The sequence below is a fragment of the Neobacillus cucumis genome (assembly GCF_023715505.1).
The window spans coordinates 293,740-311,541 of sequence record NZ_JAMBOH010000004.1; the positions used below are offsets into that span (position 1 = coordinate 293,740).

General features: G+C 38.3%; 12 protein-coding genes and 1 pseudogene. 9 read left to right on the plus strand and 4 right to left on the minus strand.

Annotated features, from left to right (window positions below):
• Positions 1 to 177 precede the first annotated feature (177 nt).
• From dcuS to M3226_RS08735, 4 genes are all read right to left on the minus strand, one after another.
• A complete protein-coding gene (gene dcuS / locus M3226_RS08720) occupies positions 178 to 1,767 on the minus strand; it encodes a DcuS/MalK family sensor histidine kinase (protein ID WP_251564416.1) in 1,590 nt (529 codons plus the stop codon).
• A 31-nt stretch (positions 1,768 to 1,798) separates the two neighbouring features.
• Positions 1,799 to 2,476, minus strand: coding sequence for a response regulator (locus M3226_RS08725; protein ID WP_251564418.1), 678 nt, complete (start codon positions 2,474 to 2,476; stop codon positions 1,799 to 1,801).
• A gap of 111 nt (positions 2,477 to 2,587) precedes the next feature.
• A complete protein-coding gene (gene dctA, locus M3226_RS08730) occupies positions 2,588 to 3,841 on the minus strand; it encodes a C4-dicarboxylate transporter DctA (RefSeq protein ID WP_251564420.1) in 1,254 nt (417 codons plus the stop codon).
• A 160-nt stretch (positions 3,842 to 4,001) separates the two neighbouring features.
• Positions 4,002 to 5,048, minus strand: coding sequence for an AraC family transcriptional regulator (locus tag M3226_RS08735; protein ID WP_251564422.1), 1,047 nt, complete (start codon positions 5,046 to 5,048; stop codon positions 4,002 to 4,004).
• A gap of 237 nt (positions 5,049 to 5,285) precedes the next feature.
• On the opposite strand from M3226_RS08735, the gene M3226_RS08740 reads away from it, so the two are divergent.
• The 9 genes and pseudogenes from M3226_RS08740 to M3226_RS08775 all read left to right on the plus strand — a co-directional run bounded on the left by M3226_RS08740 (position 5,286) and on the right by M3226_RS08775 (position 17,675).
• A complete protein-coding gene (locus M3226_RS08740; RefSeq protein WP_251564424.1) occupies positions 5,286 to 6,203 on the plus strand; it encodes a DMT family transporter in 918 nt (305 codons plus the stop codon).
• Between the two features lie 173 nt (positions 6,204 to 6,376).
• Positions 6,377 to 7,585 (plus strand): MFS transporter, encoded by a 1,209-nt coding sequence (locus tag M3226_RS08745; protein WP_251564426.1) that lies wholly within the window; start codon positions 6,377 to 6,379, stop codon positions 7,583 to 7,585.
• Positions 7,586 to 7,748: 163 nt separating this feature from the next.
• Complete coding sequence (gene rhaB, locus M3226_RS08750; protein ID WP_251564428.1) at positions 7,749 to 9,167, plus strand: rhamnulokinase; 1,419 nt, start codon at positions 7,749 to 7,751, stop codon at positions 9,165 to 9,167.
• Between the two features lie 21 nt (positions 9,168 to 9,188).
• Entirely contained in the window at positions 9,189 to 10,442 is a 1,254-nt protein-coding gene (gene rhaA, locus M3226_RS08755; protein ID WP_251564430.1) for an L-rhamnose isomerase, read from the plus strand.
• Positions 10,443 to 10,676: 234 nt separating this feature from the next.
• On the plus strand, positions 10,677 to 11,702 hold the full coding sequence (locus tag M3226_RS08760) for an AraC family transcriptional regulator (RefSeq protein WP_251564432.1): 1,026 nt from the start codon (positions 10,677 to 10,679) through the stop codon (positions 11,700 to 11,702).
• A gap of 165 nt (positions 11,703 to 11,867) precedes the next feature.
• Positions 11,868 to 12,305: pseudogene (locus M3226_RS32695) on the plus strand (family 1 glycosylhydrolase); the annotation flags it as partial.
• A gap of 378 nt (positions 12,306 to 12,683) precedes the next feature.
• Positions 12,684 to 13,136 (plus strand): family 1 glycosylhydrolase, encoded by a 453-nt coding sequence (locus M3226_RS32700; protein WP_374110576.1) that lies wholly within the window; start codon positions 12,684 to 12,686, stop codon positions 13,134 to 13,136.
• Positions 13,137 to 13,343: 207 nt separating this feature from the next.
• Positions 13,344 to 14,636, plus strand: a complete 1,293-nt coding sequence (locus M3226_RS08770; protein ID WP_251564436.1) for an MFS transporter — start codon at positions 13,344 to 13,346, stop codon at positions 14,634 to 14,636.
• A 117-nt stretch (positions 14,637 to 14,753) separates the two neighbouring features.
• On the plus strand, positions 14,754 to 17,675 hold the full coding sequence (locus M3226_RS08775; protein WP_251564437.1) for an alpha-L-rhamnosidase: 2,922 nt from the start codon (positions 14,754 to 14,756) through the stop codon (positions 17,673 to 17,675).
• Positions 17,676 to 17,802: the final 127 nt, after the last annotated feature.

Here is a 17,802-nt window from a genome sequence, read left to right on the forward strand (position 1 = left end):
ATTGGCGGTCCCTTAACTCTAATATAGACTAATAGGTTATTACGACCTAAATTTTGGCTGAATTTGCTGCCCTCCGAAGCTCTTTGCATGCCACACCTGTTTCATGCGTTGCTTTGACAACCGCTGCCCGGACTTTTTCTCTTGCTCTATCAATAAACACACTGTTAGCTCTTCCCTTTAATTGTAGGGGAGAGTAACAGTAAATCTCGTTCCTTTTCCAACCTCTGTAGAAAGTTCTATCTGACCGTGAAGTTTATCTACGCTGCGTTTAACAAGAAATAAACCGATTCCTCGATCGTTCCCTTTTGTAGAAAACCCCTTCGAAAATACCTGCTTAACTATATCCTCTTCTATCCCGGGACCATTGTCCGCTATTTCAATTAAAAGCTCATGATCATAATAATCAAAATGAATGAATACCTTTTTATTCTCTTGACCGGAAAGAGCCTCTAAAGCATTATCAGTTAAGTTTCCAATTATAGTGATTATTTCATGAGTAGTTTCAGGCAGGGCAGGCTCAGGCAAGGTACTTTCTCCTGAAAAAGAAAGTTCTGCCCCCATTTCCCTTGCGTAGCTCATTTTTCCAAGTATGAACCCTGCTAGAGCGGGGTCCTTTATTTTACTGACAATATAACCGACTTCATTTTGAAGTTGGTCGGAAATCTGATCAATATAATCGGAAAGCTTTTCATATTGCTGCAAGTGAACTAATCCTAACACAACATGAAGTTTGTTCATGAATTCATGGGATTGGGCCCTTAATGCCTCTGCATAAAGTGTGACCCCAGTGAGCTCTTCTGCTAACTTATTAATTTCTGTTTTGTTACGAAAAGTAGTAATGGCACCAACCATTTGATTACCGACAATAATCGGTAGTTGGTTTGCAAATAGGGTAATACCAGATAAATCAACTTCAATATTCAGACTCGGTTTCCCTGTTTCTAAGACATTTCGCAATTGAAGTTGAGGGAGGTATTGGTCCACTAAGTGGCCGACAGGGTTTTCTTTCATTCCCGCTTCTTCGAATAACCGCAGTGCCTCATTATTAATGAGTGTGATGCGGGCATCCTGATCAACAGCTAGAATTCCTTCCTTAGTTGATTGAAGCATGGCACTTCTTTCTTCAAGTAATTTACCAATTTCAAATGGTTCCAGTCCAAACATACTTTTCTTTATTTTTCTAGCTAAAAAAATTGCCCCAATAACTCCAATTAATACGCCGAAAATAACAGCTAAATAAATGACATGTTTGCTGTTTTTAACGTCATGCTTCACCTTATTAAGAGAAATTCCTACCGCAACAGCGCCAATTTGTTTTCCAGAGTCTGAAAATACGGGAGTAAAGGCTCTTAAAGAGTACCCTAATGTTCCCTTTGCGATGGAGGTCTTTTCTTGACCCCGGAGAACGGGTCCTTCATCGCCTCCAACAAAATGTTGACCAATTTTATCTGGACTAGGATGCGTTTTCCGTATCCCATTCATATCCATCACAACAATAAATTCGACGGCAGTTATCTTAGTCATTTCGCTGGTATAATTCTGTATCTCCCGTTCATTTTGCTTTTGTTCCAAATTGTTAATAGTAAGGGGAGAATGCGCAACCATCCTGGCAATATTCATCGCTTTATCCGTTTGATTATTTAGTGTCGTTTCTCCAATTTCATGACTTATGAGCAAATCGGTGACAAATAAAGCAAGGGCCACAACCCCGCATACTAAAAAGGTCATAGTTGTTTGAAGACGAAACCGTGGTCTTTTTTTTCGCACAGGATCACCCCTTTCCATTTTAAAAAAAAGGCTATAACCTGTACTTATTCATTGGACGGCCGACAGAACCATATTGAATCTCCATCACAATATCGCCTTTTTTCTCTAGATAGTCTAAATACCGGCGAACAGTGACACGTGCTAATCCAATGCCTGCGGCAACATCTTCAGAAGAAAGAGGTTCAGCTTGTCCTTTTAAAAATTGTAAAATTTGTTGGAGAGTTCTGTCATTTAACCCTTTTGGCAAATATTCCTCTGACTCGCCTTCCTTTAGTTGAACTCCCATTAATGCATCCAAATCCGCCTGCTCAAAGGGTCTATTTTCTTTGAATTTTTTTAAGGTTTGACGATATTGCTCAAGTGCTGTTTGAAAACGGTCAAACCGGAATGGTTTGACAATATAATCCACAACACCTGCCCGGAAAATCTCCTGGATATGTTGTGGATCGCGATTGGCTGTTAAGAGAATAACGTCTAAAGGATAATGGTTATTTCTAATGGTTTGTAACAAAGTAAGTCCATTTGTGTCTGGTAAAAAGAAATCTAACAAAACGAGATTTGGCTTTTCTTCGTTGATGAATGAGAGCGCTTCTTTACCATTGAAAGCTTTTCCAGCTAACTTAAAGCCAGTAAGCTTGGAAACGAATTGAGCATTAATCTCCATGACCATTGGGTCATCCTCGACAATCAAAACTTTGATTGGCTCCATACTTTTCTCCTTTAATATCTTTTCTACCATTATACCCTACTTTTTTTCCTATCCTCAAAAAAACAGCCACGGTTTTCGTGGCTGAAGTCTATTATCTAGATTTGAACGAGGTTAGGCCGTTTTACTAATAGATTGCTTGGAATTAACATTCTCATCGAACTCATTTTCCATTTTCGAAACAACAACTGTTGCGACCCCATTGCCAATTAAGTTTGTTAAGGCACGAGCTGTAGACATAAATCGGTCAACCCCTAGAAGAAGGGCAATTCCTTCAACTGGAACACTTGGGAAGGCAGCTAGTGTTGCCGCCAAAGTAACAAACCCGGAGCCTGTTACACCCGCAGCTCCTTTGGAGGTAAGCATTAATACTCCTAGTAATGTAACCTCTTGAACAAAGCTTAAGTGAACCCCGAAAGCCTGCGCAATAAATAGGGCAGCCATAGAAAGATAGATAGATGTTCCATCTAGATTAAAAGAGTATCCAGTAGGAACGACAAGACCTACAACTGACTTAGAACAACCATATTTCTCTAGCTTTTCAACCATTTTAGGAAGAGCCGATTCAGATGATGATGTCCCTAGGACTAAGAAAATTTCATCTTTGATATAACTTATAAATTGAAAGATATTAAATCGATAGAACTTCGCAATACCGCCCAGAATGACAACAATAAACACTACCATAGCTAAGACAGTTAACCCGAATAATTTTCCAAGAGATACGAGGGAACCGATACCGAATTCACCAATTGTATAGGAGATAGCACCAAACGCTGCTATAGGTGAATAGTACATAATAATATTTACAATCCGAAAGAATGTTTCAGACAGTTTTTCAAAAAGATCAATAACTGATTTTCCTTTTTCGCCAAGGCCAGATAAGGCAATTCCAAATAGTACAGCTAAGAAAAGAATTGGAAGAAGCTGACCGTTTACCATCGCGCCTAAAAAGTTATCAGGAATGATTCCCATGATAAAATCCATGAAACTGTGACTTCCTTCGGCGGCTTGTTTAGTAAATTGAGTAATATCTGCTTTCGCACTATGTGCATTAACTCCCGCACCAGGTTTAAAAATAGTGGCAAACAGGATTCCGATTGCCAAAGATATAGTGGAAACGATTTCAAAGTATAATAATGCTTTTCCGCCGATCCTTCCGACTTTTTTCATATCCCCCATACCGGCAATCCCAACGACAATTGTTAAGAAGATAATCGGTGCAATCACCATTTTGATCATTTTAACAAAGATATCCGATAAGACTTTTAAATCCGCACCTGCTTTAGGAAATATCGCACCAAAGATAATACCAAGAACTATTGCGATTACAACCTGTGTTGTCAGACCTTTAAAATTGATTTTCATTTCCCAATCCTCCGATTCTTATAAAATTGTAAACACTTACAAAAAATGAATTAAGCCAAGATGTAAACTCTAATTGAAAGTATAAATTTTAAAGAATAGTCTGACAATGTTTTGGTTATATCGTTCTTTTTGGTGATTTTGGTCACAATTTGTTCACAAATTAATTTGCAACTAAAAACCACGAAAGTCTACTAAGGAATAGGGCTTTCGTGGTTCTTTTTGCGATATCGGCAGGAGTAACGCAATGAATTTTTTTAAATGATTTATAGAAAAAGGTAATATTGGTGTACCCAACTTTATTTGCGATCTGATCGATTGTAAAATCAGTATTCTCTAACAGGGTGCAGGCATTTTTTATTTTTAATTGATGTGATAATTCAATAAATGTCTTACCTAAATTGGTTTTTAGTAATCTAGTTAGATGATTCGGATGAAAGTGAAACTTCTCAGCCGTTTGTTCTAGTGTCATCGATTGATAATTTTGTTCCATAAAACTTAGAATCTCCGAGATAATCGCTTTCTTAAAGGTTTGTTCTTCTTTGTCTTTAGAATAGCTATTATAAATCCTTAAAAGCTCTATAAAAATTAACAGCATATAAGAATTGATGGCCTCATTCGAGCAAAGCTGCGGATGAAAGAATTCTCCCAATGCTTGGATGATGATTTCTTTAAGTCGATTGTTGGAACCTTTAGGAAAAATGATATACCTGCTATCTTTCTTTTGTTGATAAATGGCATTTACGAAAAAGTCGGTTAATAAATCATTTCCTGATAGTCTTTGAAGCAGTGCCGAATCAAAATAACTTGTTCGAATCATGATGTTGATAATAATATCATTTTCGGAGGCGCTTTCAATTCCGTGCATAACATTGGTATCTAGTAAACAAAGATCTCCTTCTTTGAGGATAACCTCTTTGCCATTAATGTATTGTGTACAAGTACCTGAGTATACATAGTTCATTTCAATAAAGGAATGTCTATGTTCGGTAAATTTGATAAAACGAGGATGTTTTAAAAAAACAACATTTTGAAAAGGTTTAAAAAAGTAATCTACTGGAACAATGTCGGGTGCTTGAATGCCCTTAGAAAAAGTAAGTTCTGAGTCTTCTAAGTGGGAGTAATGTCTTGGGTGTTCAGCTGTGCCTGAATACCTTTTTTCATATTCACTCATTTCCATCAATTTTTTCTCAATAACAGTTGTATCCATGTTAATCACCCTCCTTTGTTGGCCTAAAATTCTTATAATTATAGTTTATCAATATCCTATTCTTATATATAGTAGAAAAAGGGATAGACTGCTGGCAAATAAAGAGAATCTACTCCGTTATCCTTTAGGAAAAATGAATGAAATTTCCCTTTGATACTTCTTTCGATATGCGAAATACCGTGCTATACTAATAAAAGTCACCAACAAAATCGTTTTGAGAAGGGTTGTCTAAGGTAAATGTCGAGTAGTATGATAAAAGCTTTTATTAGTCTCTTTTTGGTTTCTGTTTTATGGGGGTGTAATTATCCGGTCAGTGCCTTTTTACTGCAAGGTTTTTCACCTGTTTTTTTATCAACCGTTCGAATTTGCTTTACATCACTTTTTTTGATAATCGTTGCTATGATTCATAAAGGAATGAAGCGTCCCACCCTTTCAGAGTGGAAATACCTCATTGGTGTTGGAATCTTTGGAACCCTGTTAAATCAAACCTTTTATTTTACTGGTCTCCATCATACAACACCAGCTAACGCATCATTAATTATTTCCTTGGCACCAGTAGCGACAATTTTAATGGAACGAATCATCCTTAAGGTCAAGTTTACAATAAAAAAATCGGTAGGAGCCATTATTAGTTTAATTGGTGTTTTTTCAATTATTGGCGTTGCAAATGGGGGTTTGGGAATATCCTGGGGAGATTTTAACATACTAATCGCCATGCTTTGCCTTTCGATTAGTATATTGTTTATCCGAGGTTTATCCAAAACTATGAACACGTTTATTATTACGATATACTCAACCGTCCTAGGAAGTGTACTGATGATTCCTGCTGCCGGAGTCGAAAGTTTTGTTAGCGGCTCTGTCATCAGCCATTCTCTTTTTATGTGGATTTTGTTGATTTTTGCTGGAATCATGGCTCAAGGTATTGCCGGCTTTTGGTGGAATAAAGGCGTAGCTAAAGTGGGTGCAGGTACAGCTTCAATGTTTATGAATATTCAGCCGTTTGTCGCCATTCTTGCCTCTCATTTTATTCTAGGAAATCATATTTTATTAAATCAAATTATTGGCGGTATTTTGGTATTATTAGGTGTATTTATTGCGAATATGCCATCGGCTAAAAGTGCAGTGTCTACTGGGTCAAATAAAGCGGCAATGTGATTAGTTCTCCCACTCAGGGAAGACTTTTTATTAGTCTAACAGATCGTCTGACCGGTTAATAATCTGTCTCCTCAAATAATAATTTTTCTTGCGTGAAAATGGAGTGATTCTTTTCTAATAGAGTAAAATAATTAAAATATGACTAACGGGATTGGGAATAGGGAGAAATACGAATGACAAACAATGTAACAGAGCTTGAAATGAATAAACCAAAAGGGCAGATACTAACAAAACGACTAGTCTTACTGATGTCAATCACATGTGGACTTGCAGTGGCAAACCTTTATTACAATCAGCCGCTTTTAGCTGATATGGGCCGTACATTTCATGCGAATTCCCACCAAATCGGCAACATTTCAATGTTTACACAAATTGGTTATGCGATTGGCATGTTTTTGTTTGTACCGTTAGGGGATATGAGGGAGCGACGTCTGCTTATAACTATTTTATTAAGTGCCGTAACGGTTTCACTCGTTGGAGTAGCAGCCGCTCAAAATCTCCCCTGGATTTATATCGCTAGTTTGGCCGTTGGGATTACAACGGTTGTACCTCAAGTCATTATTCCACTAGCAGCACAGATGGCTGAGCCGCTAGAAAGAGGAAAAGTGATTGGAAGTGTCATGAGCGGATTACTTTTTGGGATTCTTCTTGCTCGAACCATAGCGGGTTTTATTGGTGGAAGTTTTGGCTGGCGGTCAATGTATTGGGTAGCTGCTATTTTAATGCTGGCATTAGCGGTCATTTTGCGAAGTTTCTTGCCAAAAAGCCATCCGGAAACGACGTTGACGTACCGTCAAGTATTAACGTCCTTAGGAGAGTTAATCATAACCCAGCCAACTTTACGAGAAGCCTCTCTTGTAGGTGCACTGTTGTTCGGAAGTTTCAGTGTATTCTGGACATCGCTTGCTTTTTATCTAGAGGGGAATCCTTATAATTTTGGAAGTCAAGAGACCGGCCTATTTGGATTAGTAGGAGTGGTAGGGGCGGCCGCAGCTCCAGCTGTCGGACGGTTAGCCGATCGGTTTAGTACAAAGTCTATGGTTGGCATGTTCATACTGATTACGTTGTTATCCTATTTATTCTTTGGTCTTTTTGGTTCATCTATATGGGGATTGATCGTAGGAGTGATCCTATTAGATTTAGGAGTTCAGGGAGCACAGGTTTCAAATCAAACAAGGATTTACAGTTTAGTCCCAGAGGCTAGAAGCCGGTTAAATACCGTTTTTATGGTGACTTACTTCCTTGGTGGTTCACTTGGTTCATCGATTGGCAGCTATGCTTGGAACATGTGGAAGTGGCAGGGGGTTTGTTTGACTGGAGGAACGATGATTGCTCTAAGTTTTATTGTATGGGGAGTTCATCGCCGTAAATATATTGGATAATTTTAAAACACCACAGGAGGATTTGTGGTGTTTTTTATATGAGAAATCAAAGGAAAATGCAAATAAGGACAATAAATTAGTTGAATCAAGTTATAGGAAATACGTCATTTTCTAGTATTATATAAGTATATCAGTAAGCGTTTCCAACCGAGAGGTGATGTTAATGACAAAATACAGTATTGCTGTAGATATTGGTGCATCAAGCGGCCGGCTTATTTTAGGCTACTTAGAAAATGGGTTATTAAAACTAGATGAAATTCATCGTTTTGAAAACAATATTGTCAAAAAAGGTGACTCCTATTGCTGGGAAGCTGACAAGCTTTTTCAAGAAATAAAAAATGGATTAAAAAAGTGCAATGAACTTGGCATAAAGCCGGATAGTATCGGAATTGATACTTGGGCAGTCGACTTTGTGTTATTGGATGAAAAGGATCAACCATTAACAGAGGCAGTCTCTTATCGTGACCCTAGAACAGATGGAATGATGGAACAGGTTTTTGAAAAAATCATGAAGGAACGCCTTTATCTAGAAACAGGTATCCAGTTCCAAAAGTTTAATACCATTTATCAACTTTATTCTATTAAACAAAACTCACCGGAAATCCTAGATAAGGCAAAATCATTCTTAATGATTCCGGATTATTTTAATTATCTACTTACAGGAAAAAAAGCAAATGAATATACCAATGCTACATCGACACAGTTAGTTAATGCCTTTACGAAAAAGTGGGATCATGACTTATTGGATCTATTGGGAATAAATAAGGAAATGTTCCATGAAATTAAGACACCGAAGACTGTTCTTGGAACATTAACAGAAGAACTGGTTTCAGAGTTGGGTTTTGACCTCCAAGTGATTCTACCGGCAACACATGATACAGGTTCAGCTGTTATTGCCGTACCTGAAGAAAATGAAACGATTTATATCAGTTCTGGTACATGGTCTTTAATTGGGGTAGAAAACTACTTCCCTATCTGTGTAACAAAGGCACTGGACTACAATTTTACGAATGAAGGCGGAATCGATTATCAATACCGGTTCTTAAAAAATATTATGGGCCTTTGGATGATTCAAGAGGTAAGACGCAACTACAATAATGAGTATTCGTTTGCCGAACTGGTGGATTTGGCCAGAGAAGCAGAGAACTTCAGAGCTATTGTTAACGTCAATGATGACCGTTTCTTAAAACCTGAGAACATGGTTCAGGAAATCATGAATTATTGTGTGGAAACGGGTCAGCCGATTCCTAGCACACCGGGAGAAGTCGCAAAATGCGTATATGATAGTTTAGCAGTCAGCTATCAGGACGCCGTTCACGAAATTGAAGAAATTTTTGAAAAGAGATTTGAGAAAATCAATGTCATCGGCGGCGGCTGTCAAAATGGGATGTTAAATCAACTTGTCGCGGATGTAACGAAGAAAGAAGTATATGCAGGACCAGTTGAAGCTACTGCGATTGGTAATATCGTGGCGCAGTTAATGGCCCTTGATGAAATTGAAGATATTAAAGAGGCGCGTACGATTGTTAAAAAATCATTTGAGGTAAAGAAATATTTACCAACGGCACCGATTACAAACTAACCATGGAGAGGAAGAAAATACATGTCTATTCAAGAAAACTATGAACTTGCTAAAAAGGCTTATGAAAAATGGGGAATTAATGTTGATGAAGTAATCGAAACCTTAAAGAATGTTCCGATTTCGATTCATTGCTGGCAGGGTGACGATATCGGTGGTTTTGAAGTAAATCAGAAAGAATTATCAGGTGGAATTTCCGTTACTGGAAATTATCCTGGTAAAGCATCAACACCTGAAGAATTAAGAGCTGACTTAGAAAAAGCACTTTCTTTAATTCCAGGGAAACATCGTATTAACCTGCATGCCATCTATGCAGAAACAAATGGAGAAGTAGTAGAAAGAGATCAATTAGAACCAAAGCACTTCGAAAACTGGGTGAAATGGGCAAAGGAAAATGGTTTAGGGTTAGACTACAACCCAACGTTGTTTTCACATCCTAAAGCAGATGATGGCCTGACACTTTCCCATCCAAACGAAGAGATTCGCGAATTCTGGATTAATCACTGCATTGGCAGCCGGAAAATTGGTGAATATTTCGGAAAAGAACTTGGTACACCAGCCTTAACAAATATTTGGATTCCAGATGGCTACAAGGATATTCCAAGTGACCGTTTAACTCCAAGAAAAAGATTAAAAGAATCATTAGATAAGATTTTTGCAGTAGAGGTAGATGAAAAATATAATCTTGATGCCGTGGAGAGTAAGGTATTTGGACTTGGCTCAGAATCTTATGTAGTGGGTTCTCATGAATTTTATCTAAATTATGCAATGAAAAATGATAAATTATGCTTGTTGGATACAGGACACTATCATCCAACTGAAACCGTATCAAATAAGATTTCATCCATGCTTTTATTTAGTGAAAAGCTTGCCCTTCACGTTTCAAGACCTGTACGTTGGGACAGTGACCATGTAGTTATCCTTGATGATGAATTAAAAGAAATCGCCTTAGAAATTGTACGTAATGATGCGTTAGACCGTGTGATCATCGGACTTGATTTCTTTGATGCCAGCATCAACCGAGTTGCTGCTTGGACAATCGGAACTCGCAATATGATTAAGGCATTGCTATCTGCTATGTTAGTACCAAACGAGTATTTAAAACAGCTTCAAGAAGAAGGAAACTTCACAGAAAGATTAGCGTTAATGGAAGAGTTCAAGACCTATCCATTTGGTGCAGTTTGGGATTACTACTGTGAAAAAATGGGCGTACCAGTAAAAGAATCTTGGTTAGAAGAAGTAAAGGCGTATGAGCAAGAGGTTTTATTAAAGCGATAAGTGGATTTTTTGGGGAAGACTCAAATAAGGAGAATAATAGACTCCTTTTTGGGTCTTCTTTTTTAGGAAAAAGAAGGGATTCTACAAAAAATTGAAGAATTCAACGAAATAAATGAAGAATTCTACGAAGTTTTAAGTTATTCTACAAGATAAAGAAGGAATTCTACAAATTAATAAAAGAATTCCACATTAATTGTAAATTAATTCCCAATTCGGTTTGATGGGAGGGTTCATATGAATAGTACTGATTTGCGGTCTTTACTCGAAACCAACAACACCAGGGAGGCACCTGATTGGAATGTTATTAAAAACACCTATAATCCAGAGCCGGTAACTGTATTAAATGGTGAGCCAGTATACAATTTCAATATGATCTTTGATCCCACAATTAATCCGATTGAGGATAACATTTTCATATCCCAGTGTCCCGTCGCTGCGCTCGTCCCTATGCATATTCATCAGTATATTGAATTAATCTACGTCTACAAAGGGAAATGCACGGTTACCATGGAGGATCACGAAATAAACATTACTGAGGGCGGAACCATTATGATTGATAAAAACACCCCTCATACGATAAACGAGACATCAAAATCTGATATCATTATTGAAATGAAGCTTAAGCATGACTATTTATCAACAGGATTCCTCAGCCGTTTCACCAATAAGAGTATTATCTCCCAATTCCTAATTGACTCCCTGATCGATAGTCGAAGAGCAAATAACTATCTTTTCTTCCCTTTTGAAGTACATTCAAAAGTGGTTGGTATTATGGAGCAAATTATGTGTGAGTATTTTGAAAAGGACATTTTTACGTTGGAAATGATTGATGCTTATCTTTTCATATTGTTTACCGAACTAATCCGTCATAGTAACAGTTCGAACAATACACAAAAGGACGAAATCATGCAAAAGGATGCCATTGTCCTTGAGTTTTTAAAGTATATTGATGATCATTTTAAGGATTGTAGTTTAACGGAAATGGCAGATCACTATAAATATCATCCAAACTATATTTCTGCTGTTCTTAAAAAGGCAACCGGTAAGTCCTTTAAGGATCTCCTTCAAATTCAAAGATTGAACAAGGCTGCTCTATATCTAAGTAACTCAGATCTGCCAATACCTGATATTGCAGAAGAAGTTGGGTATTCAAGCGTATCTTTTTTCTATAAGAAATTTAATCAAGTTTACCTCCAGACACCGAAAGAATATCGAGATAACAGGTCTCAAAATGATATTATTAAAAGTCAAATCACGTAATGAAACCGCCTAAACAGCGGTTTTATTTTTTTGAGAAAAAGTGAGGTATCACCAAAATCTTTGATTCAAGCAATAAACCTCTTTGTTTTTAATATTAAAACCATTGAAAACGTTTGCTACAATATAGGTAATCAGCAGGATATAAGAATACAAGGAGTGTTAAAAATGGAATTTAACTTTCCAACCAATTTTCTTTGGGGTTCGACGACAGCAGCATACCAAGTTGAGGGGAATAATTATAACAGCGATTTCTGGGCGGAAGAGCATGCAGAAGGCTCGCCATATAGAGATAAATCAGGCGATACCATTGATCATTACCGGCTTTATCGAGAGGATATTGCCCTTATGGCTAGTCTAGGATTGAACACTTATAGGTTCTCAATCGAATGGTCTAGAATCGAACCCGAACCAGGGCAATATTCACGTTCGGCAATTGAGCATTATCGGGATGTGCTTGAAACATGTCATAAACATGGAATAACACCTGTCGTTGCTTTGCATCACTTTTCTTCACCAAAATGGCTAATGAGACTGGGAGGATGGGCCAGCCCGGAGGTTCCTGATCGTTTTGCTAAATATTGTGAAGTGGTATTCCGTGAAATCGGGCATTTAATCCCGTACGCATTAACGATGAATGAAATAAATCTACCAGTTATGTTACGTGAGATTTTCTCAAAAATCGGCTTTATACCTCCAGTTGGGATTGATAGAGATGCCTGGGTGGCTCCTAAATGGAGAGAGTCAGCAGCTAAATTGTGTGGAACGACGATTGAAAATTACTTCACGTTCCATATGATTTCGGATGAGTCCTCTATTAATATTTTAAAAGAAACACATCGAAAGGCACGTGAGGCAATCAAACGGATTCAGCCAGATACCAAAGTAGGCTTATCGATGGCTCTATCAGATATCCAGTCTATCCCTGGAGGCGAAGAATGGGCCGCGCAAAAATGGCACAGTTATTTTAGGCAATATTTACCGATGTTAGAAGGGGATGACTTTTTCGGGCTTCAAAATTACACCAGAGAAGTATACGGCCCGGAAGGACAAGTGAAGCCTGCCGAAGGAGCTGAACTTACACAAATGGGATATGAATTTTATCCTGAAGCTCTTGCTAACGTGATTCGAAAAGTCTCTAAAGACTTATCTATACCAATTATGATCACAGAACACGGTATAGCAACGGATGATGACGATAGACGGGTAGAATTTATCCAAAGAAGTTTAGAAGGTGTGAAGGCTTGTCTGGATGAAGGGTTTGACGTCAGAGGCTATCTTCACTGGACAACTTTTGATAACTTTGAATGGCAATCCGGCTATTCGATGAAATTTGGCTTAATTGAAGTAGACCGAACCACACAGGAACGAAAAGTAAAAGAAAGCGCATGTTTGCTAGGTCGTATTGCACAAATGGACACATTCGTATCAAAATAAATTACTGCGGCTCCCGGGTCCAGCTCGGGGGCTGACAATATCTTTGAATCAAGCAATACACTACTTTACTTTTAACATTAAAATTATTGAAAACGCTTGCTAAAATTGAAATATCAAAAGGGAGGGGATTTGTACAAGGATTACGGCAAATGTCGACTCCAAGCGTTTACCTAGAATAACGGTTTAAAATTAAAGGGGGTTAAATCAATGGAAAATAGTATGATGAAGAAGACGCCTTTTGGAAGATTATTAGTAGCTGCAATGCTTGGTGTAGGCACCTCGATCGCGCCATTAGTACTGCTTGGTTTTGGACTTTCTACATTTATTGTTATTAAAATAGTTGGACAAGAGCATGCAACTGCTGCCTTTGCTACAGCATCTGGGATTTCCGGTATTGCCGTCGTTATTTTTGGGCTTTTTAGTGGAGTGATTGCTGATAAGACCCGGCTAAAGATGGGGAGAAGAAGGTTTTGGATGATTGCGGGCAGTATTGGTGGAGCACTTTCCATGTTAGCTCTTACGTATGCTTCATCCATCCCAGTGTTTATCATTGCTTTGTGTCTAACAAATTTCTTCTATGGAATGGTTTCACTCTCATGTTACGCCATTGTCCCTGAACAAGTTGAACCAGAGAAGTTCGGACGAGTTTCTGGTCTAATCGGTGCAGCCGCACCAGCTTTCGTTATGACAGGACAGATGATAATGGGAGCCTTTGCTAAGTCAACTCTTGAAGAGAAAATGATTACGATGATTATTGTCCAACTGGTTGGTGGAATTTTAGCAGCACTGTTGATTAAAGATAATTATTTTGCAGGGGCATCAAATAGTGAGAAAAAGTCCATAGGGATTCGAGGTTTCTATCCGAGTGTTAAAAAGTATCCGTCTTATACTTGGGCGTTATTAACAAAGTTATTTATTAATTTTTCAAATGCTGGAATGGGTATGTTAACTCTTTTCTATATTGCAAGATTTCACTTGGATCAAACAAAGATTTTTCAATTAATGGCGCTTACAGCACCTGCTATCATGTTAATGGTTTTAGCTGGTATCCTAGGAGGATTTCTTTCAGATAAGGTGAAAAAACAAAAGCCGTTTGTTATGGGGGCAGCCCTTGTAACAGGGATCTGTTTAATTGCCTTTGCCTTCTCCTCTAATATTACATGGGTTATTGTTGGAAACTTTATCTTTAACTTTGGTTTTGGAATGTACGGTGCAGTAGATAACGCCCTTGTAAACCGAATTCTCCCTTCCAAAGAGAATGCAGCAAAAGATATTTCGATTATGAACACAACCACCAATCTATCAGCAACATTAGTGAATTTTGCAGCACCTGCCTTAATCGGTTTAGGGGTAAAGTTATTTGGCGGAGATGGATATACTCTCTTCTTCTTGGTTTTAGCAGCATTCTCTATCTTTTCTGCTGTTGTAGTCCTGCCAATTCCTGAAATGGAATCTAAAAAGGAAAGCAGCCATGATTCTACAAACGAAATAGTTATATAATCAATTGTTGAAAAATGAAAAGGGGGATGAATGTACTTGGTATACATTCATCCCTATTGTCTTTAAGTATTTGGCAGTTTTTTTAGAAACAAAGTATGGATTGAGAGGAATAAAAAAATGACACTGTTAAAAGTAAATGCATTAACATGCGAATATCGAAATAATCCGCTAGGAATTGATATAAAAAGACCACGTATTAGCTGGAAAATCCAATCAGACCGACGGGGAACGATGCAAAGAGCATATCAGATTCAAGTAGCTATAAATCATGAAGACTTCACTTCCAACTTATGGGATACCGGGGTTATCACATCAGATGAATCAATCCACATCAAATATGATGGTCCTGATTTGCATTCTCGAACAAGGTATTTTTATCGTGTAAAAGTATGGGATAACTTTGAACGTGAATCCAATTGGAGTGATGTTGCTTGGTGGGAAACGGGTCTGTTATCTCCTGAAGAATGGAAGGCAGAATGGATCACACCAGATCCAGAAGGAATAGATCCTCTAAGCGAGCCTGCTTTTCTATTAAGAAAAGAATTTTCCTTAAAACCTGGTATTACTTCTGCCCGAATTTATGGGACTGGCGTAGGTCTTTACGAATTATATTTAAATGGAAACCGTGTCGGTGATGAACTTCTCGCGCCGGGTTGGACGAGCTATCATAAACGTCTTCAGTATCAAACATATGATTTGACCGAACAGCTTCAAGAAGGTTCCAATGCAATGGGCATTATACTGGCAGATGGCTGGTATAAAGGAAACCTTGTCAGGGAAAATAACTGCAATATCTATGGGGACAGACGGGCAGCAAAATTTCAAATCCATGTAACCTATAAAGACGGAACAGAAGAAGTCATTGTAACGGACAACAATTGGAGGGCTTCAACAGGCCCGATTTTATTTTCAGAAATTTACCATGGGGAGACGTACGATGCAAGGATTGAAAAAGAGGGCTGGAGCCAGTCCAATTATAATGATCAGGATTGGACAGGTACGATTCTTCAAGAAATGCCAATTACTCAGTTGGTAGCACAAGAAAACGACCCAACCCGTGTAACAGAAGTTCTAAATCCAATAAACTCTTTTGTAACCCCTGCTGGTGATACTGTTTTAGACATGGGGCAAAACATGGTCGGTAGAATTCGATTTAAAGTGAATGCACCTAAAGGAACTCGAATTGTCTTACGGCACGCCGAGGTACTGGATAAGGACGGGAATATTTACTTTGGCAATCTAAAATTTGCAAAGCAAACGGTAGAATATATGACAAAAGGCGATGGAATAGAAACCTTTGCTCCACATTTCACATTCCAAGGTTTCCGGTATGTGAAAATCGAAGGATATCCGGGACAAGAACATGGACTGCCGCTTGAAAACTTTGTAGGTGAAGTCATTCATTCTGATATGGAGAAGTCAGGCGAATTTGAGTGCTCCGATCCACTGGTTAATCGCTTGCAGCAGAATATTGTTTGGGGCCAAAGAGGTAATTTCGTGGATGTGCCCACAGATTGCCCGCAGCGGAGTGAACGGCTTGGATGGACAGCCGATGCACAGGTCTTTATTCCAACTGCACTATTTAATTATCATGGTGGCCCATTTTTTACAAAGTGGCTCAGAGATTTAAAAGCGGATCAGCTTCCAGATGGCAATGTACCGTTTGTGATTCCAAATGTAGAAGGTGGAAAGGGTTCTGCTGCTTGGGGCGATGCAGCCACGATTATTCCTTGGACTATGTATCAAACATACGGAGATAAACGATTACTGGCAGAGCAATATGACAGCATGAAGGCATGGGTAGAATATATCCGCAGGCAGGGCAAAAACGAATATCTATGGAACACTGGTTTTCATTTTGGTGATTGGTTAGCCCTGGATGCGAAAGAAAATAGCTTTGTTGGCGCCACAGCAAGAGATTTTATTGCCACCGTCTTTTATGCCCAGTCAACTAGGATTCTAAGAGATGCGGCCAAGGTCCTTGGGAAATCAAATGAAGTGCAGGAATATAGTTTCTTATTGGATAAGATTATTGAACAATTTAATGATGAATTTGTTTCGCCATCAGGCAGACTGGTGTCTCCAACACAAACAGCCCATGTCATTGCTCTCATGTTTGATATGGTGGACGGAAAAGCCAAAGAACGGACAGCCTATGAACTAAACCAATTACTCATTCAAAATGATTATCATTTGAATACAGGATTTGTCGGAACACCGTATATTAGTTTAGCTCTTTCAAAAGGCGGATATCACGAAACAGCCGTCAAATTATTAATGAAGGATGATTTTCCATCCTGGCTTTACCAAGTTAAAAAAGGAGCCACAACCGTTTGGGAACATTGGGACAGTATTAAGCAAGACGGTTCATTCTGGAGTGACCAAATGAATTCCTTCAATCATTATGCTTATGGTTCGATTGGAAATTGGATGTATAGAGTCGTAGCGGGGATTGATATGGATCCAGCTGTTCCAGCTTATAAGAAAATAAAAATCGAACCAAAATTCGCGGGAATTTCGTTTACTCAAGCAAAAGCTTCCTATGAATCCATGTATGGAAGGATTATATCAGCCTGGAAACTTACTAATGAAGTGGTAGAAATAGAGGTTGAAATTCCTGTGAATACAACCGCAGAGATCCTTTTACCTAAAGCAAGGCTTGCTGATGTCCTGGAAGGAAATAAACCATTGGTTTCAGGGGGTATTCATTCATATATGGAAACCATAGAGGGTGTACGATTAACGGTTGGTTCTGGGTCTTATTATTTTAGGTATCGAAACGGGAGTGGATTGAGACCAAGCTTTACCGAAGATACACGAATTATTGATTTCCTTGATTATAATGAGGCTGTTGCTATTTTAGAGAAATTTGCCCCTGGTATCACAAAACCACCTGCTATTTTTTCAACAAAAGCTAGAAGCTTGAAGGAATTGGCGGAATTACAAGAGGAGAATCTTAAAGTGGACAAGGTTGAAGCCATTATTGACGAGTTAAGAACTCTAAAATTGGAAACTGTTTTAGTAAAAGAAATAGATTAAAGCCAATCACTTGTCGTGATTGGCTTTTTTGGCGATTGTGGGGGGATTTGTTAATATCTCCTGGAATTTGTTAATATGTTATCAAATTTTGTTAGTATCTCCTGATTTTTGTTAATATCTCTTGGAA